The sequence below is a fragment of the Quyinboa ferrireducens genome, assembly GCF_042436675.1.
Classification (GTDB): domain Bacteria; phylum Bacteroidota; class Bacteroidia; order Bacteroidales; family UBA5342; genus JBHJHP01.
This window is the reverse complement of the sequence record NZ_JBHMVA010000014.1, coordinates 55,170-74,107: the sequence shown is the minus strand read 5'-3', so window position 1 is coordinate 74,107 and position 18,938 is coordinate 55,170. Positions and strand designations below refer to the sequence as shown.

Below are 18,938 nucleotides of genomic sequence, written 5' to 3'. Positions count from 1 at the left end.
ACTTTAGCATTGAAAAGGTTGTCAAACACCAATTGACAACCTTTTTTAGGATTATGTCGAAATGTATCAGATTAATATTACTTGTTGTTTTAAACTGTACATATTGGCTTGTGCCTTTAGCAGCTCAGGTGTCCTTTGAATTAAAAACTTCACCTGAAGTTGATTTTATTTTTTCCTCTATTGCTGACTACAAGTCCGGAATTACCCGGTTTAATTCATTAAAACTGAACGTGTCCACCGACAGAAGATGGGATCTGAGTGTAAAGTCAACCACTGCAGACTGGTCTGTGGTGGAATCTTATGGATCGAACGGTACCGTTCCATCACTGGATATGCTTGAATTACGTGTCAGGAATGCATCATCAACACCTTTAATCTCTGATTTTTTTTCGGTTACAGATAACGATCAGTATTTAATCGGTTCATCGGTAACGGATATTGATGTCCCATGTCCCAATTCCGGAACAAATGTTGCAGGAAATTATCTGACCACACCTTCATGTTATGAGTTTTTCGTTGATTTCAGAATAACGCCCGGTATAGATCCTGTTAATTATTTAAGGCCCGGCCTGTACCGGCTGGAAATTGTTTTTACAATAAGTGAAGACCTGTAAATGAAAAAATATTTACTGTATATATTACTCTGGATAGTAGGTTTTCAGGCATTGTATGCCCAACAGGGAATCGTAATGCAGTTTCTGGAAAAAAATTCATCTGAATCTGTTTCCGAAATAGCACGGAACAGAATAAAGATCCTGAATAATACAAATAATACATATCCTTTTCTATTGAATTTTAAGGTTCCTCAAAAGTGGAAACTATTGGGGATACAGAGCCGGACGTTTATACTTGCGCCTCATGATAGTATATATGTTCCGGTGTACATGATTCCGGATAAAAACATACAGGGAGGTGATTATGCTGTTCTGGGAGCTGAATTATTCAGTGATGGTTTTCTGGTTAGCAACGACAACTGGATTTTAACCGTCGAAAGAATGAGCAACTGGCATATTCAACCGGAATCAAATCAGATTTATTTTTTGCAGGGGAAGGATACAGCAGATATAAGCTTTTCTGTGATAAATCAGGGTAATGCGACAGAAAACCTGACCTTTAACCTGGATGCTTTCAGAGATAAACTTGTATTATACGATGATAATTACAGAATTTTTAAACCCGAGAATTTTAGTCTGGAAAGTGGAAAAGATACGGTATTGAATTTTCATGCGGCCATCAACAGGACATTCGAGGGAGAGAATACATATAACACACTGATTAAAAAGCCTAACCGCGAAATTTATAACGTCAGGGCAGAGGCGAATAATGAGGGTGATGATCATTTGTATGCTGTGGATAAGGAAAATATTACTCTCAATAAGGTTTCTGATTATTACCAGGAAAACCGGTACGGATCTGTCAGTTTGCCTTTGGTAGTGCAACTTGATGCCTATAATATTCTGGAGCAATCCACTTATTTGAGTTTTCAGGCTTATGGAAATAAAACCATAAATGAGGTAAATGAATTAAATTATTTCTACCAGACCAATTTTAATACAAACGTCCTGAATGCTGATGCCTTTCTGGGTGATTACTTTTTTGTTGGTTACAACGCTCCGAAATATTATGGCGAACTGGGTAACCTTGTTCTGAACCATGAAGGAGCATCTGTTTCGGGTAAGGGTGTCCGGGGCGGATACAGATCAGGAGGCCATGAAGTAGGTGGAGGTATTGTTGCCAGTCCGAATATGTTTGACATTGAAAGATGGGGTGGAAGCCTGTATTATAAATATAATTACTCACCCCGTAATCTTAATTCAGCTGTTTATTCATTTTACGAAGAAAACAATTATAACAACCAAAGAAATGTTACGGTTATTCCTGAATCTTCGTGGAGAATAAATAAGAACCACATGGTGCGCCTGATGCTGGGCTACAACATGAGGACCTATCTGTATAAGAATCCGGGAAATTTTACCAAAAACGGTTACGGAGCCCGGTTAAGTTACGGCGGCAGGTTTAACCGCGTAACTTTTTCTGCTACCGGGCGCTACGGAACACCAACATATGAACCATCGCCGGGTATTACACAACTGTCGGGGATAACCGGTTATTACCATAGCAACGGTTTGCAATCCCGGTTGCTGGTCAGTCATTTCTCCTCAAGACCTGACATATACGATGTATTTGGAAATCTCGTTCAGCAGGGTTTGAGGTCAAGGACAAATCAGGCAGAATACAAATTGTCTGCTTCGGAACGCATGAATACATTTACCGGTTCATTCTACGCGCGCGAGCGCTTTTATAACAGTCTGCAAATGGTTAACGAGGGAGTAGGACTTTCGTATTACCGCAGATTTGAAGATAATTCACGCATATCTGCCTCGGTAAATACGGATGTCAATCAGTTTCCTGAGTTAGCAGGTTTCGGATCCTTTTTCAGTGCCCGTTTAAAGACCTCTTACAGGTACAGGAGCAACTTTCTGGTTAACCTCAGATATCATTACGGTCCGTTTTATTATTACGAATTCAGTGAATATGCTCAGTCCAGGGAAAATCCACAAACGATCTTCCTGAATGGATATTACGATTTATGGATGGCAAAAAACAGGTTGCTGGCCCGGTTCAGCGGCAACTATAATTACAGGTTGATCCGAAAGCAACATATTTTTAATTCCAGGCCTGAATTATTCTGGTATTCAAAGACCGGATTCCGGTTCAGCTTTTACAGTAATATATCCTATTTCAGCAGACAACAGCAGTTTATCAATCAACCTGATACTTACAACAGGACTTCATCTACAAATCTGGAGCTGGGATTTGGTGTGCGTAAGGAACTTGGAATTCCGGTTTCGGGGAAGCGTTTCTTCGATGTAAAGTGCATCGCCTTTTATGATGAAAACGGTAATGGCATTAAGGATAAAAACGAAAAAAGTCTGTCAAACGTATTGGTATCGCTCATTCCGGCAGAAGATGAAGGCTTATTCAATTCAATGGATGGATATAAGGTTCTTACAGGTGATGATGGTGAAGGATTTCTTGAAAATATAACCAGGGGAAATTACACACTGCTGGTGGAAAAACTCACCCAGGGGGATGGGTTTTACAACAACAGCATAAATTCAATTGAGCTTTTTAAAGACGAAGTTGTATATTTACCTTTCTCTTCAGGAGGAAAAATTATGGGTACCTTGCAAATTCAAAAAGCAAAATATACCCGGTTCTCTGAAAAAGATGTAGAAATGTCCAATGTGAGAGTTGTTGCAAAAGATGCTTTTGGAAATGAATATTCCACACTGACGGATCAGAATGGATTTTTCAAAATAGAAGTGCCGGGCGGAAATTATACCGTAGCCGTCAATGGTGCTGTTTTTGGATCCGGATTCTCAGTACAGGAAAATGATATTCCGGTGGAAATTAACGATAAAAACAAGTCTGTATTTGTAAATTTCTTAATATCAGAACAGGAACGCAGAATGAACATAAAGAAATTTTAAGAACCATGAAATTAAGTAAGAAGTTATTACCCGCAATTTTATTTTTTACCATTATAGTATTGAATACTTATGGACAGGGAGCCACAGTTGCACCATCCAGACTATTTTTCAGTGCAAGTCCCGGATCATCAGAAACACAGACGCTTAGAGTCACAAACAGTACATCTACGAATCAGGCATATGCCATAAGTTTTTCGGATTTTGAACCGGAGGGAAACAAGGGGAAAACAAGAATGATGCAGCATGGTGAATCGGTTCATTCGTTAAAGAGTAATATTACAGCCACACCTAATTTCTTTGAATTGGGTCCCGGCGAAACGCAGGAAATAAATGTGGCCATAAATCTGGCAAATGTACCGGAGGCGAACCAGGTAAAATGGGGTTCTGTTGTTGTTAGACTGGCAAGGGAGAGGCAGCCTGGTGAAAATGGTAATCAAATGGGGTTCGGTATTATGGAAACGTTCCAGCTGGTTGTTTATGTATTTCAGACGCCGCCGGCCGTAAACCTGAAACGCGCTGAAATTACCGGTTTTGAAAAAAATAAAAACGACAAAGGTGAAAACGGTTTATTGATGACCGTTGATAATACGGGCGAAGCAATCCTGAACTGTGCCTCGTATGTTGAACTTACAAGCTATAGCACCGGTAAAGTAGACCGGATCGGGGTGAAAGCTTTCACCATGCTTCCTGATTCAGAACGTGAAGTGTTTTTTGCCTTGCCCGATACCCTGAATGCGGGAAAGTATTCTGCTTTGGGAGTTATTGATTTTGGAAGCCGGGAAGAAATAGAAGCAGCAGAGCTTGAACTGAATGTTGAATAAGCCCTACGTCGGTTAACCCCTTATTTTCGCTGTTTACCGATAAAAAGAGGTAATTGGCGTACTAATAACATGCGTTTATAGAACAATGTAAACAATTCAGTATTTTTGTATTTACACATTTAAACAGGTATATAATGAAAAGATTTATTCTATTAACCGCCATTTTAACAACGTTAATTTTCTATTCATGTAACAAGGATAAATACGTTGTTCGCGAGATGGTTGACGAAAATGGTTATTCCTATGAAAAAGTAACCAATGATCCTACTGATACACGCGTTTATACACTTGATAACGGATTGAAGGTTTATCTTTCTGTTAACAAGGATGAACCACGTATTATGACCTATATTTCGGTACGGTCCGGTTCATTAAATGATCCGGAAGAAACAACCGGTCTGGCTCATTATTTTGAACATTTGCTATTCAAGGGAACGGCTAAGTTTGGTACTTCGAACTGGGAAAAGGAAAAGGTCTATCTCGATAGTATCTCTGATTTGTTCGAACAGCATAAGAATGCGGCAACAGAAGAAGAGAAGAAAGCTATTTATAAGGAAATAGACAGATTGTCTCAAATTGCATCCAGATATGCCATCCCGAATGAATATGACAGGATGACCTCGGCTATCGGTGCAACCGGAACCAATGCATTTACGTCGTACGAAACAACGACATATGTCAATGAAATTCCATCAAATGAACTGAAACGCTGGCTGGAGATGGAGCAGGAGCGTTTTACAGATCCTGTACTAAGGCTATTCCACACCGAGCTGGAAACAGTGTATGAAGAGTTCAATATGAGTCAGGACAGGGATATGTCAAGGGAAAGATCTGTTCTTATGGAGAACCTGTTTCCCAATAATCCGCTTGGCCGTGATATAATCGGTTACCCCAAAGATCTGAAAAATCCTTCCCAGAAGAATATCATGGAATTTTTTCATACCTGGTATGTGCCTAATAATATGGCCGTGATTTTAAGTGGTGATCTGGATTATGATAAAACCATTCAGCTGGTAGATTCAACATTTGGAAAATTCAAATCAAAACCATTGCCTGAGATAAAACATCCCAAAGAAGAGCCAATTACGCACGTTATTGAAAAGGATGTTTATGGTCCGGAAGCTGAGAATGTGATGTTTGCCTACCGGTTCAACGGAGAAAAGTCGGAAGATAAAAAATATGTGTACATGATTGATATGATCCTGAACAACAGTGTGGCTGGTTTAATTGACCTGGATCTGGTACAGAAACAGAAAGTATTGAATGCTGGCTGTGGGCCGAGCTTTCAGAGCGACTACGGCATGCATATGTTTTACGGTGTTCCGAAAGAGGGCCAGACACTGGAGGAAGTGAAAGATCTTATCCAGGGCGAAATAGAAAAGGTTAAAAAGGGTGAGTTTGAAGATTGGCTGATGGATGCTGTCAATAATAATTTTAAAGTTGATATGATAAAGCGTACTGAAAGTAATAACAGGGTAAGTTTGTTACTGGATGCTTTTGTGTACAACATGAATCTGGCAGAATTATTTGATTTTTATAATCAGGTAGCCAGGATCACCAAAGGTGAACTCGTAGCGTTTGCCAATGAACATTATAAAGATAATTATGTGGTTGTTTATAAGCGAAACGGAGAGCCGGGCGACGTTGTAAAAGTTGAAAAACCGCAAATCACCTCCGTGGAAATTAACCGTGATATTCAGTCCGATTATCTGAAGCATTTTCTGAGTGAAAAGACGGATTCTATAGAACCCGTTTTTGTGAATTTTGACGAATTACTTGAACGGAAAGAGCTGGAGCCGGGCCTTGAACTGGATTATATTAAAAACACTACCAACGATCTCTTTGAATTGGATTTCATTTGGGATATGGGTGACAGGAACGACAAAAAACTGGCTTTGGCCATGAGTTATCTCCAATTTCTTGGAACAGATCATTATACGGCTGAGGAAATAAGCAAGGAATTTTATAAAATGGGAATTACATTTAATTCCAGTGTTGGGGGGACTCAATCGACCATTAAAATTTCCGGATTAAGTGAAAAGATGTTGCAGGGACTGGAATTAGTAGAACATTTGCTGGCGAGCGCCAAACCTGATTCTGCAGCTTATGAGAGCCTTGTGGACAGAATCTTAAAAAGTCGCAGCGATCAGAAGAAGAACCCCGGTGCCATCAGAACAGCTATCCTGAATTATGCGAAATACGGTCCTGTTTCACCTATAACAGATATATTATCTGAAGATGATTTGAGATCTATGAATCCACAGGATCTGACTGATGCCATTGCAGAATTCAATAGTTTTAAGCATAGGGTATTTTACTATGGACCACAAATGGCACCTGAAGTAGCAAATATTATTAAAAAGCATCACAGGGTGGAAGGAGAGCTCGCAGATTGTCCGGCAGAGAAGAAATTTACAACCAACGATTTTACCGCTAAAAATGTGCTGTACCTCAATTATCCCAAAACACAGGTTGATGTACTTTACTTATCCAAAGATGTGCCTTATAATGAAAAGGTTATGGTGGATTCGCATATTTTTAATGAATATTATGGTGGAAACATGAGCTCTATCGTCTTTCAGGAAATCAGGGAAGCAAAAGCGCTGGCATATTCGGCCTGGGCTGGTTATATAACACCAAAGGAGAAGGATGATAATTTCTTTATTCAGGGCGTAATTTATACACAGGCAGATAAAATGCTGGATGCTGTTTCAGCCATGGATGGGTTGTTGGAAACTATGGTTGTGTCTGAGAATCCTTTTAATATTGCATGTAACAATATCATCAAGAATATTCAGACGGACAGAATTACCAAACAACGGATCTTCTGGACCTGGCTTGCCAATGAGAAAAAAGGCATAGATCACGATATTCGTAAAGATTATTATGAAGCTGCACAGACCATGACGCTTGATGATGTGCAGAATTTCTTTGATGAACATATTAAAGATAAAAAATATACATATGTTATTATCGGTGATCAGAATATTGTAACCAACGATAAACTCAAATCCATTGCCCCGGTCAAAACGCTGACGCTGGAAGATGTTTTTGGATTTTAAAATATTAATAACAATTTGTAAAGGAACGCTGCCGTTTTCGGTGGCGTTTCTTGTTTAGGAACAGTTTCTTTGTGGTTAAATTTTACCACGAAGGATACCAGGTTCGGCACAAGGTTTACTAATCTGGTTTCGTTTTTCAATATAATTTTATGTGTTATTATGTTTTCTTTAAACATAACATCTGTAAGGAACATGTTTAAAGTGACTACTAATACCCAATAGGCAATATCTCAAACACATCATTTTGTGTTGTTTCCAACTTTAGCACACCATAATCTTTATGATAAACTAACTTTTTAATTCCAGCTTCCTCATCAAAAGCTATATTATAGCATTCATCGTACCTTTTACCGTTAAATACCTGTGCATTATCTGAAATGGTATCGTTGGGTAGACAAGTTATATATCTATCAAATCTTTCCCTATCTACAATAACGCTTAAAGAGAAGCAAACATTATAATTTCCTCCTCCTGAGACACTTGTACTAAAAAAAATCCTTTCTGATTCAGAAAAATTAAATACTACGCTTGTTTCTCCATTATAGTCATTTCCTCCATGTGGTATTCCCCATCTGTAAGAATATGACTCCTGCCAAATATTTGTGATAATGTCTATTGTAACAGTATCCAAACCGTTAAACAAGTAGTACAAACTATCATTATTCCAAACCAGCCATTCTTTATCGTTTTCTGTGAGTTCTTCAACTTCATCAAATAAAGTGCAGCTGGCTAATGGAAGCATCATTAACAACTGAAATAAAATTATCTTTTTCACAACATCATTTTTAAAGTTGAATAATAAATTTTATTAGATTAATACATAAAGAAAATCATATTCTAGCTCTAAAATATCACGGAAAACCATAAAACATACTATCACGGAAAACGGTTAGATTATTATTACTTATAGTATTAACAAAGGGTTTGGTAATAATAACCATTCTATTTAGTTTTAATATAAATATTAGGGAGGAGTAAATTAACTATAGGAAGTGAATTAATTTCAATGGGTATTAAAAAAATGGCATAAAAAAAGCGGTAGAGAATTCTACCGCTTTTCTGTAATATGGTAATATGTCTTTGAAATTATTTAGTCACCAAAACTTTTGATGTTTTACCTGCAATTTCAACAATGTAAATGCCTTTTGGACATTCTACGAAATCGCTGGTAATACCTTTAGCAACAACTTTTCCTGAAATGGAATATATACTTGCATTTGATTCTGCAGGTACTCTTATACCACCACTTACAGCATATGCAGAAGCACTCTCAACCTGAGTTTTTTCAATACCGGTTGCTAAAAAGCTAAAATCTGCTAACGTTTCCGGTACAGCCAACTCAGCTAACATATAAATTGCGTTTCTCCAAATTGTCAATCCTTCTGCTGTCAACGCGCACTTGTCTGCGTAATCAGTGTTTCTTGTTACACCAACATTATATCCTAATACAATTACCCTGTTTTGAAGTGTGGCATCATCAATTGTTGAGCCTGCAGCATAATCGGAAAAAGATATAGTAACATCAGATGCTCCTTCTGGATATGCAAGCAATGTATTATCAGGTACTACATTTCCTTTATTATACTGCAGACCTCTAACGCCTGTACTACCATCATCTGCTACACCACCTTTCATTGCTGTAATAACACCCGATGATACATCTATCCCTTTAAATAAATCACTTGTGCCATCAACAATTGTCAGGTTATAAACATTTTCTGCATTTGTTGAAGCTCCATCACTGGTTGTGAACGCTTTACCCGCTTGAAGTGCATAAATTTTATCATATAAAGTAGGAGCAGGCAATGTTGCTAAAGCAGCAGCACCGTCAGGTTTCCAGAATGCATCACTTGAGCCTAAACCATCATGGAGAATTATAACATCATAGCCTGAAAGGTCCACTGCACTTTGTGTGTCCGGGTCAATACCACCTTCTTCCAAAACTACTACAGTAACATTGAAATTTGGATCTGCATTCAGCATTTGAATAATTACATCATTATTCTCGGGCCACATGTTTGCAGCAGGGTTAGATCTTAAAGTTGTACAATACACTACATTCTTTTGCGCATTTGCAAATGTTACTAAAAGTGTAAAAGCAATTAAAATTGTAAAGATTCTCTTCATACTATAATTATTTTAATAAGTGAAACATACTAATATCACCACTAAAATATGAAAAAATAGCCGATCATTAAAGTTATAGCGGGATTAATTTAAAAAAAACTGTAAACGTTTACAATTTTTTTAAATTCAGATGCAATTAGTAAGAATTTAAAAGTTGCAGGCACTAAGTTTCTTTCTGAATAAGCGGTGGATAAGTGAAATCCAGAAAGGACTAAGTACCAGGGATAGCGTTATGGCGCTGATAACAATCTGGTATTCCTCGGTAGTCAATATTCCGTTCAGGTGAGCAGTTGCTCCTATAATGAAACTGAATTCTCCGATCTGAGCAAGCAACGAACCGGCATAAATGCTGTTACATAAGGGTGCCTTAAAAATTTTAAAAACCACACCGTTTATGATGTTATTGATAACAAGTACCGTAACAACCAGAATAATTACCCTTACATAATTTTCCAGAAAGAATGAAATATCCAGCATTAAACCAATGGAAACAAAAAACATGGCTACAAAGATGATGTGAAACGCATGCAGGCTGGAATGTACCCAGTTTGTAGATCGGGAAGAGGCCACAATAATACCTGCAACGAATGCCCCCAATGCTGCCGAAAGATGAAAGATAGCCGTCAGTAAAGAAAACCCAAAACAAATAAAGAAAGCCACGAAAACCTGTAATTCGTGATCGCGGAGAATTAGTTTTTCAAACGGGAGTTTAATCTGCTTTTTATAAAAAATCCAGGCCAGTATGGCAATAATAGCCACAGAACCTATAGCCTGCAGTAAGATTTCTTTCATTTCGGGTTTATCACCTCCCATGTAATTAATGCTCAGCATCATAGGGACAATTAATATATCCTGGGCCAACAGAATGGCAATTACCTGTTGCCCAACTTTTGTGTCGAGCTCTTTCCTGCCTTCCAGAACTTTAATAATGACGGCCGTACTGCTTAAACTGATAAGAAATCCAAAGATTATTATTTTATTAAAGTTCCAGTCGAATATGGAGCTGATAACCGCAATGGCTGCAATGCTGAAAATAATCTGAAATAGTGTGCCGATAACAGCCAGTTTCCAGTTTTTTATCAGGGAATCCAGTGAGAGTTCCATGCCCAGGAAAAACAAAAGCAAAACCAGACCCAATGAACCGAAATCAGATATTAGTGCTTCATTTGTAATCAGGCCAAACACATGAGGGCCAACAAGGATGCCTACAAGGATATACGATATGATAGATGGTTGTTTAAGCAGATTAAAAATGAATCCCGCCGCAATAATAACCATCGAAAGCACTACGATATTGGAAAAAACAGGATTGATTTCAGTGACCAGAAATGGCATGCTTCAAAGTTTTAAGTTAAAACAGGGCAGGGGAACACTATCCAAAACCTGCTTAGTACAAAAATAGGTTTTTTGATCTTCTTAATCAATCGAAATAAGATGCTAAAAAAAGACCCGGAAAAGAATTTCCGGGTCAAATAGTAAGTGATCAGCTTAATTAACGTGAGTTTGGTATAAATTTAGAAAACAATAGTTTTAAATCCTCCGTCTCCTGACACTTTGGTCAGGATCCACCTCCTTTCGGGCAAGGAGGAAACTTACAACGAATTGCAGGTTTTGAAGTCCCCCTTTGAAAAAGGGGGTGCGAAGCAGGGGGATTTTTTACCAGATAAAAACCGTTATAGTCAAATTATATCCTTACATCGAACTGACGTTGATCAAAGTTTTATTATTTTCTGAATGTACAGATTTTGTTTGCTTTTTATCTGACATGTGTATAAGCCCGCATTTAAACCGCTGAGATTTTTAATATGCAATACTGAACCGGATGCCAAAGCTGAGTGCACTAACTGTCCGGACAAATCAAAGATTTGAATATTAACAGCTTCTGAATTTTGTTCAGGATTCGTAATATTCAGGTTCTCAGAAAATGGGACAGGATAAATTTCCAGCGATTTAAGGTTTAGTCCTTTTATGGCACTCACAGATGAGTTAAACAAATATTGTATGTCAGCAGGAACTAATGCCCCATCGTAAATTGTCAACTCATCAATGGAACCTTTGTAAGGCGTATCGTATGCCGTATTATTATTTCCAATAGCTAAATCCCCTGTTTCTCCAATATTGCCGGTATTGTCTGTGGTTGACTGTACCAAATTACCGTCAATGTATACTTTTAACTGATCCTGCTCAACATCACGTATAAAGGTGATAAAACGCCACTGGTTATTAAAATACTGATTAGGATTACTCTTTAAATCGATCACGGTTTTAGTTGAATTATCATCGATTCCAAATGTAAAACGTTCCCCTTTTTTTAACTGAATGCCAATCCATTTTCCGGTTCCTCCGTTGTCTGTGTTATGTGTTCCTTTATGAATCACATAAACGTCATCTCCGTTCGCATTTACATCTGCTTTCATCCAGAATGTAATGGTAAAAGAGGTGTTGTTTATATAAAGGTCTGAATAGTATGGAACCACCATTCCGGCTTGCGTGGTTATAGGATTCAGATACACACAATTATTGACTTTTCCGGCCATCCACACCGGCGTAATATTTTTTGCAACGGCATTTTGTGATCCGGCTTCGTTCGCTGCGGTTGTTCCACTTGATTCATCAAACGGGATGTAAAGAAGCTTAGTTAAACTGCTGCTTTCTGTTGAAAAGGACCATATTACACCATCATCAGTCCCCAGGTCGTTGGTTGTCTTAACTTGCCAGTAATATGTCTGGTTTGCTTCCAGTGAACCTGCAGCAAATGATTTATCCGTGATGTTTTCAGCCACTAAACTCATATTTTCCTGACTTGTGCCCAAGTAGACATCATAATACAATACTCCACCAAGAGTATTGGTGGTATTATCCCATGTCAGATGTATGTCGTCTGTGAAATTCAACGTAGAACCATTGGCAGGAGAAGGTGAAGAGCAGGCGACAGGTGGCATTGGTGCATCGTCGGTTTTAGCAGAAATAACATCTGAATAGGTAGAATTTGCTGTTGCACTGGCTGCCATCAACCTGAAATAATATGTTGTGCTGCTGGTCAGATTGGGGATAGTAACAGTAGTCTGATCACCCGTTACGTAAACCGATCTGATTAAATTATCAATGGATTTACCGTATAGAATATATATCTTGTCAGCTTCGTCATTGTTTGTCCATTTTAATGACACGGAATTCTCTGTTTTTCCTGTAATGTAAACCCCGGTTGGATATCTTAAGAAAGGTTGTACCGGCCCATTGATTGAATTGATATAATTTTCAATATTCGCATAACCATTGGCGGCAATTGTCATTGCGTCGTTGCTGTTTTTGTTTAAGCTGTTTGCATCTTCCCAGTCATCAGGCATTCCATCATTATCTGAATCAAGTGGTTTAGGACCATTAAAAACATAACCAAGACCACCATTGGGTATACCATTACTGTTTTCATCCATTACGATTGCACCGGAGGTTCCGTAAGATGACAACTGATTGATAAGAAACTTATCTACGGCATCTCTGGCTATTGAGGGGCCAACGTTATCAATAATATGTGCAACGGCATCCTGTGCTGAGAGTATTGTGTTAACTCCGGGATGATTGTATGGTGTTGATTCAACGGTAGCTGTTTTGTAATCTCCGCTACCAAGTAATGTGCCGTCCAACGAACCGTTTTTGTTGATATCAAGCCAGTTATCCTGCTGATAAACATGATAGTATGGTGTGGTTCCTGAAACATAACTGTCTGAACTGCTCGATGGGCCGGCAATAAAGTAATTACCAATGAGATTGCAATGGGAATCTGCACCCTCGGTATCACCCATAATTAAACCGCGTGAACCCCAGTTGTATAATACATTGTTGATGATTTCGTGTTCAAACCTTATTTTGGGATTACGCGTATTATTATCGATCCATAGTGTACGGATAATGGAAATCGGGCCGCACTGAATCAGGCCTCCGGTTGAATGCCCGTGCCAGTCAGCACCCTGGCCAATGATACAATCCTGAATGGTGATATTTTCTGCATCTCCACTATTAATATCAAAAGTACCGTCAGCTCCCCATGTCACAGATACATGATCGAACATCATGTCGTCCGCGTTATCCGAAATGGACATGGCATCCACACCGCTACCGGCAGCCCGTGCCAGACGGACCCTGAGATATCTGATGATATTATTTCCTGAATTACTGTTGAATGCCAGTCTGTTGCCAAAAAGTGTAATTCCATCGCCCGGAGCAGTTTGCCCTGCAACTGTAACATTGCGGCTAACGACCACAACACTCTCAAGTCGTATGATGCCGGCAACATCAAATACAACAATGCGGTTTGGCTGACTTACCGCATCACGAAAAGATCCGGTGCCACTATCGTTAAGATTTGTAACATGATATACTGTTCCTGTTCTTCCGCCTACTGCATATTTCCCATAACCTTCCGCACCCGGAAATGCGAGCTGTTGTGCATTTATGGATAAGGTAAGTAATAGAGCAGTTATTAATAGTATCTGTTTCATCCGCTTAAATTTTTAGCCTTACTAAGGCACTGGTATAACCTGCTTAGGAGTAAACTACTCCTTCCATTTGATAATTCGTATTCGATATTAAAAAAACAGGAGAGAAGTTTGTTGCTGCTCTCCTGTAAACGTTTTATTTATTCGATAAGTCAAATTTTATGAACCAGTTATCCGGTGTCATCAGATACTGGTATACTTCTTCTTTTTTTCCGTCAGTATATTTTGCACTGACCCTTGACGCCAAAATGGATGGATCGTCCCAGCGTTTTGCCATACGGATCATAGCAAAATAGGAGCGGGCTTCGCCATTACTCTCCATACAGGTTTCATCCAGTATCAGAGAATCGAGCTGGTAGCAGTAGGTATCCGGCTGTGCAATGGAATCTGCAGACGGAAATACGTAGGCAAGTGAAACACGGTCTCTTACACCGGCATTCGGATATTTATTATTTGTAAACGCATCATAAATCAAAGGATCTGTAAATGGATAACGCCATTCTGACTCTTCAAATTTTGAATAGTAATCACTAAACATACCTCCGTTTAAAAGGGCTTCTGCTTCCCTGAACATATGTTTTTGATTCAATGCTTCCATGAGGAAAAAATGGATATCCGGAGCCCTGTACATGTAAATATTGTCCACCGTTTTATATACCTGGTTGGGATCATCCTCAAAATAACGTGTCAGCTTACGATATACTAATTGTCCATTGATTTCATCATATGATCTGCCATCACCACGGTATTTATCCCCTTTGGTTATTCCATCTTTCTGATACTGATTATCAAACCGGTCCATAATAGCCTTTGTGGGCCTCAGATAGTAAAAATTAGGCTCCTTATTGGAAAAATAGCGTAACAGATCGTTAACCTGCCCATTTTCGTAATTGTAAAGAGTCGTATTAATTCTTATATCTGTTAGCAATCCGTTATTGATTGTTGTGAAGATGTCAGATATCCATTCATTATCATGTTCATCAAATGTAATCTTCCATTTCTTTGTTGATCCATCAGCATACAGAAACCATATAGCCTCATCGATAACCCGATCATAATTTTCATCCCACAGGTCAAGTTCAATGTTCAGACATTCAGGGAATGGGTTGATAATATCCCAGGACTGATCTGTTGTTTCTGACGAAATCACATCAGAGAAAAGAAATGGAACCATGCCGTTAATCTTATAATCAATTGTATCGTTAGTAATACTTATTCCATCTCTCATTAACAGAATTAACTGATCAATTAACTGATCAAAATCCAGAGTAGGATAGTTGTGGTCAGGTTGATATTCCACCATAGGGTCATCAAAGTAAATTGCTTTTCCGTAGAGTTTTCCGATCATAAGATAAGCCCATACTTTATACCGGATTGTAGCACTGATAAAACCGTCAAATACGTCATCAGTAACAGCTTTGGGATTATTCTTTTTGTAAATGATCGCATTTCGGATAAAATCGTTGGCATTTACCACCACATCGTAAAAATCGCTGGGATTAGTGAATTCGTTGTTATTATCGTTGGTGTAATTATAAATCTCCCATAAACCCTGAGGTGCATTTTCTGTCGGTTCAAGCAAGTCGCCACGAAGCTCAGAAAGGATTACTGCCTTGTCTGCAACATCGGCTACTTTTGCGGCAACACCCATATATCCGGAGTAGAGTTCATCGTTACTCGAAATGTAATCTTCTCCTAAAAGCAAATCATCCGGGTTAGTATTGAAAAAATCTGAACAGCTTTGTAAAAGAACCAAGCCTGATATTAAAACTATTGCATATTTCATCTTCTTCATCATTGTATCCTCCATTAGAATTGTAGTTTTAGACCGAGTTTAACTGAAGCCGGGGCAGGTGTTTTGGCATAATCAAATCCCTGCATCATTGGATCGTAAGAATAAGATGTTACCGGATCCAAACCCAGATAATTTGTAAGTGTATACAGGTTTTCAGCTGAAACATATACAATTCCACTCTTTATAAAATCATACGTATCAGGTTTCAGTGTATAAGATAAGGTGATGCTTCTGAGTTTAATATATGATGCATCCTCAATCCATCTGTCAGAGAAACGATTGTTTTTCATCGGGTCATTATAGGTTACTTTAGGAATATCTGTTACCTCACCTTCTGTTTGCCATCTTCTCACCACAGCAGCCGATTGATTGTTATAACTGTCAACAGCCTCCAGTGATCTTCTTACAGCATTATACATATCGTTACCATAGCTGTAACCGAATGCAGCAGAAAGATCAAATTGTTTGTATCTGAAATTAGCAAATAATGCACCGAATACATCCGGATTGGCATCACCAATTATTGTTCTGTCACGCGCGTCTATGATGTTATCGTTTCCGTATGAATCTTTAAAGTGAATATCACCGGCATTGAACGGATCACCTTTATAATCTGCTAAACCAGCATTTTCAGCATCCTGTTGAGAGGCAAAAACGCCTTCTGTCTCGTACCCGTAAAAGCTGTATACCGATTCACCAACGCGCGAAATAACAGCAGATCCATCGCTTAATTCATGAATAATTTCATTTGAGCTTCCTAAGCTTTCCAGCACATTTTTATTCAGACATGCGTTACCACCTAAGGTAAAACCAAAGTTTCTGCTGCTGATCACATCAACCATCAGTGACAACTCAAATCCCTTGTTGCTAATTTCACCCTGATTATATATGATTTCTTCAATTCCGAACTCCGGTTGTGTTTTACTTGGCATAATAACATCAGACGTTATGATACTGTAATAGCTCAACTCAGCCTGAACACGGTTTTTAAACATTCCCATATCCAATCCTGCATCAAATGTCTTACTGGTTTCCCATTTCAGCAGGGTGTTCGGCATATTTCCACGAACAATACCTGACAGATCACGGAAAGGTGTACTCAAGTAATAGTATTTACTGATTCTTGTAGAGAAACGGCTGTTACCACTTATGCCATATTCACCTCTAAGATTAAGTTTGTTAATGGGATCAACATCGGTAAGAAACGATGTATTTTTCAGGTATAGTGTAGCACCACCTGATGGGAAAATACCCCATCGTGTTGCCTCTTTACCTGTTGAAGATGCTGCGTCGTAAGATGCGTTGGCTGAAAGGGTAAGCAGATTATTCAGAGTATAATCCGCATGACCATAAAAGTTCATCCAGTTCCATTCTTCTATATAACCCCAGAAGTCTTTATCCTGAGTTACATAGTCCAGTGTTCGGTAGAAATCAGATGCCGTATTTGTTCCTTTTCCTGCATCATATTCGTGGCGTGTTATCAGGGACTGGAAGCCCAGAGATACGTTAAACGGGTTTTTACCAATCATGGTTTTATAAACACTATTTACATTGGAGTAGTAGTTTACTGCTTCCCCAACACCGGCACGGGCAGTATTAAGTGCAAATCCATCCTGAAGCGGAAGAATGGACAGATTGTCTTTTCCGGAAATAAAAGCGTTTTCCCTGCTGTAGTTATAATACAGACCGAAAGTTCCTGTAAACGTCAGTTTCGGTGTAACGCGGTAATTTATGCCGGTGTTAAAACTGAAATCGTAAACATCTGATCCGATCGTCAGTTGGTTTACCACGGCCAAAGGATTGCTTACGCCAAACTGGCGTACGGCATCGTATCCGGGTAAAGTACTGTTAAATGCATCTTTTCTGTAAGGATTTAAAATTGGTGCTTTATATAATGCAGTGAGTAATGGGTTCGTTGCACTCAACATTCCCTGTTCATACAATGAACTGGTTAAAAAGGCAAAACCAACAGATGAAAACAGATCAATGTTCTGACCTAAGTTGATATTTGCATTTAACCTGGTATTATATCTTGCCAGGCTTGAGTTATCAACGGTTCCCTGTTGATCGAAATAGCCGACTGATAAATCATATTTGGCAACCGCATCACCACCTTTAATCCTTATATTATTATCGGTAACAAAAGCAGGACGGTAAATCTCCTGTTGCCAGTTGGTATTGTTGTTATATAAAAACTGATAATAATAATCAGGATCATCTCTCAAAAACGGAAAATCGGTCAGGAATTCTCCCATGTCAGCATATTGAGTTATCCCGACATCACCGATATAGGCTTTAAAATCCGAAACATTAAGTACCGGCAACGTGGTATTGTTAAATGCCATGCCGTACTGCCCCGAGTATTCAACTGCCGTTTCAAGGTCCGTTGCTTTTTTAGTTTCTATGAGTAGTACACCATTTGATCCTATTGAACCGTAAAGTGAAGCCTCCTGTCCTTTGAGTAAGGTAATATTCTTAATATCATTCACACTGATAGCATTGAAAATACCTTTTGAATACCCTCCAATAATAGGAGATTCATTCATGTCAGGCAAATAGGGGACACCATTTAAGATGATCAGCGGAGCATTATTTCCAAGTACAGATTGTATACCTCTAAGGTTTAAATATGATCCTTCACCCGGCATACCGCCTTTGTTGATCATATAAAGTCCTGAAATATTACCCAACAGAGCATCATCTACCGTAGCAGCACCCGGATCTATGTTTTTTTCATTTATATTCTGACTATTTCCGGTTACTATATTATAATCTGACGGGTGGAATGGTAAAACCTTATCCTGGTTATAGTCAAACTTATCGGAAGGGATCATGGTTATTTGGAAAGTACTTTTACCCAGAATTGGAAGCTTTTGCTGAAAATAACCCTGTCCCCATACTTCAATTGTACCGTCAAGTGAACTTACCTCCAGTGAGAACTGTCCCAGGCTGTCGGTTGTGGCAGATTCAGTTGCAACTGAACTCGTAATAACAGCGCCCTTAACCGGTTCATTATTATATGGACTTAATATTTTTCCTGTAATTTTTAACGGCTCTTGTGCTGATGCGGATACTGTTGTCAAGAGCATACATATCACAAGGAAGAGATTAATACATTTTTTCATCCGTGAATTATATTTTAT

At 38.7% G+C, this 18,938-nt stretch carries 10 protein-coding genes; 4 read left to right on the top strand and 6 right to left on the bottom strand.

What is annotated here, in order from left to right; all coding sequences use genetic code 11:
• The first annotated feature begins 53 nt into the window (after window positions 1-53).
• From ACE01N_RS16895 to ACE01N_RS16880, 4 genes are all read left to right on the top strand, one after another.
• A complete protein-coding gene (locus tag ACE01N_RS16895) occupies window positions 54-614 on the top strand; it encodes a hypothetical protein (RefSeq protein ID WP_380591593.1) in 561 nt (186 codons plus the stop codon).
• On the top strand, window positions 615-3,494 hold the full coding sequence (locus ACE01N_RS16890) for a hypothetical protein (protein WP_380591591.1): 2,880 nt from the start codon (window positions 615-617) through the stop codon (window positions 3,492-3,494). It begins immediately after the preceding gene.
• Window positions 3,495-3,499: 5 nt separating this feature from the next.
• Entirely contained in the window at window positions 3,500-4,315 is an 816-nt protein-coding gene (locus ACE01N_RS16885; protein ID WP_380591590.1) for a fimbrial biogenesis chaperone, read from the top strand.
• Between the two features lie 134 nt (window positions 4,316-4,449).
• Window positions 4,450-7,377, top strand: coding sequence for a M16 family metallopeptidase (locus ACE01N_RS16880; protein WP_380591589.1), 2,928 nt, complete (start codon window positions 4,450-4,452; stop codon window positions 7,375-7,377).
• Between the two features lie 208 nt (window positions 7,378-7,585).
• Here ACE01N_RS16880 and ACE01N_RS16875 read toward each other — a convergent pair whose 3' ends face one another.
• The 6 genes from ACE01N_RS16875 to ACE01N_RS16850 form a co-directional block, all read right to left on the bottom strand.
• The gene (locus tag ACE01N_RS16875) at window positions 7,586-8,152 is read right to left on the bottom strand and encodes a hypothetical protein (protein ID WP_380591587.1); all 567 of its coding nucleotides are present in this window, start codon (window positions 8,150-8,152) and stop codon (window positions 7,586-7,588) included.
• A gap of 311 nt (window positions 8,153-8,463) precedes the next feature.
• Window positions 8,464-9,504, bottom strand: a complete 1,041-nt coding sequence (locus ACE01N_RS16870) for a hypothetical protein (protein WP_380591585.1) — start codon at window positions 9,502-9,504, stop codon at window positions 8,464-8,466.
• A gap of 147 nt (window positions 9,505-9,651) precedes the next feature.
• The gene (locus ACE01N_RS16865; RefSeq protein WP_380591583.1) at window positions 9,652-10,839 is read right to left on the bottom strand and encodes a cation:proton antiporter domain-containing protein; all 1,188 of its coding nucleotides are present in this window, start codon (window positions 10,837-10,839) and stop codon (window positions 9,652-9,654) included.
• A 377-nt stretch (window positions 10,840-11,216) separates the two neighbouring features.
• Window positions 11,217-14,003, bottom strand: coding sequence for a LamG-like jellyroll fold domain-containing protein (locus tag ACE01N_RS16860; RefSeq protein ID WP_380591581.1), 2,787 nt, complete (start codon window positions 14,001-14,003; stop codon window positions 11,217-11,219).
• Between the two features lie 133 nt (window positions 14,004-14,136).
• On the bottom strand, window positions 14,137-15,810 hold the full coding sequence (locus tag ACE01N_RS16855; RefSeq protein ID WP_380591579.1) for a hypothetical protein: 1,674 nt from the start codon (window positions 15,808-15,810) through the stop codon (window positions 14,137-14,139).
• Window positions 15,810-18,920 (bottom strand): SusC/RagA family TonB-linked outer membrane protein, encoded by a 3,111-nt coding sequence (locus ACE01N_RS16850; RefSeq protein WP_380591577.1) that lies wholly within the window; start codon window positions 18,918-18,920, stop codon window positions 15,810-15,812. Before ACE01N_RS16850 ends, ACE01N_RS16855 begins: the two co-directional genes overlap by 1 nt.
• Between the last annotated feature and the right edge of the window lie 18 nt (window positions 18,921-18,938).

Coding starts and splice junctions, on each gene's coding strand:
- ACE01N_RS16895 (WP_380591593.1), top strand. CDS start 54: ATGTCGAAATGTATCAGATTAATATTACTTGTTGTTTTAAACTGTACA.
- ACE01N_RS16890 (WP_380591591.1), top strand. CDS start 615: ATGAAAAAATATTTACTGTATATATTACTCTGGATAGTAGGTTTTCAG.
- ACE01N_RS16885 (WP_380591590.1), top strand. CDS start 3,500: ATGAAATTAAGTAAGAAGTTATTACCCGCAATTTTATTTTTTACCATT.
- ACE01N_RS16880 (WP_380591589.1), top strand. CDS start 4,450: ATGAAAAGATTTATTCTATTAACCGCCATTTTAACAACGTTAATTTTC.
- ACE01N_RS16870 (WP_380591585.1), bottom strand. CDS start 9,504: ATGAAGAGAATCTTTACAATTTTAATTGCTTTTACACTTTTAGTAACA.
- ACE01N_RS16865 (WP_380591583.1), bottom strand. CDS start 10,839: ATGCCATTTCTGGTCACTGAAATCAATCCTGTTTTTTCCAATATCGTA.
- ACE01N_RS16860 (WP_380591581.1), bottom strand. CDS start 14,003: ATGAAACAGATACTATTAATAACTGCTCTATTACTTACCTTATCCATA.
- ACE01N_RS16855 (WP_380591579.1), bottom strand. CDS start 15,810: ATGGAGGATACAATGATGAAGAAGATGAAATATGCAATAGTTTTAATA.
- ACE01N_RS16850 (WP_380591577.1), bottom strand. CDS start 18,920: ATGAAAAAATGTATTAATCTCTTCCTTGTGATATGTATGCTCTTGACA.